Genomic DNA, 3,245 nt, shown 5'->3' on the forward strand with positions numbered 1-3,245 from the left:
GCTCGTCTTGCGACACCGCCGCGTCCACCGCACCCCGCACCAACGTTTCGTGACGATCGCGAAGCGCCCCTCTCGATGGGCACGGGACGGCCGGGCTTCTAACGGTGATTTGCCCGACGTCACAAGCGAAAACGTCTGCGGCGAATTAACGCGACGGGCAAATCAGGTGATGTTGCAAAGTTCATTGCGGCGGAATGTCAATACCGCCGTGTTCTACATTTGATCGTCATTCCGGGGCGCGATGTAACGAACCCGGAATCCATGGCGCCGCATCGGACAGCCGCTATGCGGCTTCCGGAATGACGAAAGGGGTGATTACCCCTGCCTGAGAATTTTCTTCGTGCGCTCTTCTGGCCAGCGTTCGCCAAGCGGGCGGACACGAACCCGCGTGCCATCGTCGGTGTTGATGAGTGCGTGGGAAGCAATGTCGTCGTTGATTTCGAACAGCCTGAGCTCAGTTGTCGGCAACCAGGTCAGCGTCTGATCGATATCGCCGGGAAAGATCTGCCAGGCCGATCCATCGTGCATTTTGACGATGTGACTCTCGGAATGTTCGAGGATCTTCATAGGCACCTTTCATCAGGCCGCGGAATCGGATGTCGCGGAGTTCGCTGCCCCGTGGCTGTTGCCGGTGTGGACGAGCGGAATGCGCGCGGGCGCAACTTCGCCGTCGAGCCAGTCCTGTTCGTCGGCCAGCGCTCGCCACGCAGCCTCCATCCGCTTGTAGCGATGGAAGGCCGGTTCGTTGGCTGCGGCCTCGGCAAGATGCGCGCAGTTCTCGGCATTTTCACGGAAGATTTCGGATTGCTTCATGATGTCCTTCCCTGTTGGAAGGATACGTAAGCCAGAGATGCGCGATTGCAACGAAGTTCCAATGAATGATCGGCAAAGATCGATCACATCATGTTTTTCACAGGATCTCGACCAAGCGTTCGATTCAGCCGTGGTTCATTTTTGAAAGGTGACGCCCGCAAAATCCTTAATGACGATGCAACCGCACAACGCCGCACGCAGACCAACAAGTCGTACGGGATTGGCCGGTTCCGGCCGGCACGGCAAAAAACAAGACCAAAACAAGACAGAGACTTCTCTGCCGATTGAGCGTAGAGGCGTTGAAATCGTGGCGCCGGCCGCTCTTGGGCGATGGGCGTGAATAGCGGAACTGCATATCCGAGGGAGAATATCGATGGTTTCGCTAGACCACTACACTCAAGAACTGAACGCCCAGCTTGGGCGTGCGGCCTCCCGAGGCATGCCGCATATTCTCATCAATGTGCGCGATCTGTATTCGTCGCTTGGCGATTTTCCAGACTCGAACGATAGACTAATGTCATGTCGTTTGGTGATGCGAAACGAAATGAAAGCGGGCGACATAATGATAGTGGCGGAGGACCACCTCGTGGGCATGACGGTGCGCTACGTGCTGCCACGAACGGTACATTGATCGTATGGCCCCCAGGGCTGGCCGCGACTCCTAACCCTGCGTCCTTGGCGCTACCCAAGCCTCAGACACGATGCTCTCGATGACGTGCTGCGGGACCCTCTTACATTGAGAGCAAGCAAACGTCCGCGGGTCCCGGCTCCACATGCTCGGCTCAATCACCCTCCACCTCATGGGAGAACCGCAAGCGGTGCAGTTGGGACCCTGGTTTTGTTTATCGAGCATGTGTTCTCCCCTGAGTCGGTTCTCAGTTCTGCGCGCTGAGTTCGCCGGCGAGCCAGCCAACCGCATTCGATTTGAGGGGGTCCGATGCAATAACCCTTATCTCGACCTGGTCACACCTGGGACATTCGAACAGGTGCTGGAACCCGATTGGCCCCGCCGAAACGCGTTCAAGGATCATCCGCATTTCGCAACGAGAAAAGCGCGGGCGCTCAATATCGGTCAGGAATTGCCGGGGTAAAGCCATGGCATTTCCTCGAATGGGGCGGGCCGGAGCATTACCGAACAGTGATGGAGGAAACATGCTCCCTTAGGTTTCGGGAGGCTGTTCCATCCAGCTCACATTCCTAAAGTTAATATTGGCGCTAATTACGCTCTTTGAGCACGGGCTTCTCGTGCAAGACCGCGCTAAGCAGCGAATTGTTGACCTCGATATGGCCGTTGTAACTGATGAGCCCCAGCTTCCGAAACTTGTTCATGAAATGACTGACCCGGGATCGGGTGGTGCCGACCATCTCGGCCAGTGTTTCCTGGCTGATATTCGGGCTGATCCGCTGGGGATCGCCTTCCTTGCCGAAATTCGCGAGCAGCAAAAGCAGCCGTGCAAGTCGCCGCTCGCTCGAATTGAACAACTGGTCGATCAGGTCCTCCTCGATCCGGCTGTTACGGGTCAGAAGATAGGACATGAACAGCTCCGAGAATTTGGGCTGATCATGAATCGCTGATATCATCGCGACCTTGGTGATGGAGGTGATCACGCAATCTTCCATCGCCGTTGTCGTCGATATGCGCATCTTATGGCCGTTCAGACAGCCTTCGCCGAAGAAATGTCCAGGCTCAAGGATCGCGACGACGGCCTCCTTGCCCTGCTCGGACAGGACAGTGAGTTTGACCTTGCCTTTTTGAATGTAAAACACCGCTTCCGCGACGTCGCCTTGTTCAAAAACTTTCTGGTTTTTGCGAAATTCGAGAATCGCTTTCCCGTCACCGACCTTGGCGAGAAAGACTTTCGCGTCAAACATGTCCTTCGGCGGCTTGCTCATAATAGGCCTCCTCTGGCCCAAACAACGGTCGTCAAATCGCGGGCTGCTTAAGCGGCGAGTGGTCCGATTCTAACATTTGCATCCCGGTGAGGTATGCACTTTTGCAAATGTTTCAAAGGACCACTGGCAAATATAGGTTTCTAATGGAGTTTTGGATTTGACATTCGCTTTACACATAACATGCCCGGCTACGGGGTAGCGAATGTCAAATCCACTCCACGAGGCCTCGCGGTTTGGGAATTATTATAAGGAAAATTTTTCTGGCGTCAGCGGTCCGACGTATGGCTATCGAGCCATGTTTTGTTCCTGAAGAGCCTGCGAAGCGATAGCGCAATTTGCCGGTGCTGATTGCGTTCGCCTCCCGGCCGGAATATGCGGGCGTATCGCAACACATTGCGCCGCATCTCGATAAAGTAGGCCATCTCGCGGCGGCTGTCGGGTTCGCCCTCTGGCGCTCTGTCAGGAGAAGGCATGATGCCCACTTTGGGTGCGGTAACGGGCACCATGGCTCGATTTCGCTTTGAGCGCGTGGTCAATTT

6 protein-coding genes are annotated in these 3,245 nt (G+C 55.7%); 2 read left to right on the forward strand and 4 right to left on the reverse strand.

Going from position 1 to position 3,245, the window contains the following annotated elements:
• A partial coding sequence (locus WB528_RS24605; RefSeq protein ID WP_423891598.1) for a hypothetical protein occupies positions 1-223 on the forward strand: 223 nt, incomplete at its 5' end.
• Between the two features lie 92 nt (positions 224-315).
• On the opposite strand, the gene WB528_RS24610 is transcribed toward WB528_RS24605, so the two are convergent.
• Both WB528_RS24610 and WB528_RS24615 read right to left on the reverse strand, forming a co-directional pair.
• Complete coding sequence (locus WB528_RS24610; RefSeq protein WP_423891599.1) at positions 316-567, reverse strand: hypothetical protein; 252 nt, start codon at positions 565-567, stop codon at positions 316-318.
• 12 nt (positions 568-579) lie between these two features.
• Positions 580-813: a hypothetical protein gene (locus WB528_RS24615; protein ID WP_423891601.1), complete on the reverse strand. Its 234-nt coding sequence runs from the start codon at positions 811-813 to the stop codon at positions 580-582.
• Between the two features lie 373 nt (positions 814-1,186).
• Between WB528_RS24615 and WB528_RS24620 the strand changes: the two genes are divergently transcribed.
• Positions 1,187-1,444 carry a hypothetical protein gene (locus tag WB528_RS24620; protein ID WP_423891603.1) on the forward strand — a complete coding sequence of 86 codons (258 nt, stop codon included), beginning with the start codon at positions 1,187-1,189 and terminating at the stop codon, positions 1,442-1,444.
• A gap of 584 nt (positions 1,445-2,028) precedes the next feature.
• On the opposite strand, the gene WB528_RS24625 is transcribed toward WB528_RS24620, so the two are convergent.
• Complete coding sequence (locus tag WB528_RS24625) at positions 2,029-2,706, reverse strand: Crp/Fnr family transcriptional regulator (RefSeq protein ID WP_423891605.1); 678 nt, start codon at positions 2,704-2,706, stop codon at positions 2,029-2,031.
• Positions 2,707-2,972: 266 nt separating this feature from the next.
• Positions 2,973-3,245: hypothetical protein (locus WB528_RS24630; protein ID WP_423891607.1), on the reverse strand; the 273-nt coding region annotated here is incomplete at its 5' end.

Origin of the sequence: Bradyrhizobium sp. (genome assembly GCF_049586575.1) — a bacterium.
GTDB lineage: Bacteria > Pseudomonadota > Alphaproteobacteria > Rhizobiales > Xanthobacteraceae > Bradyrhizobium.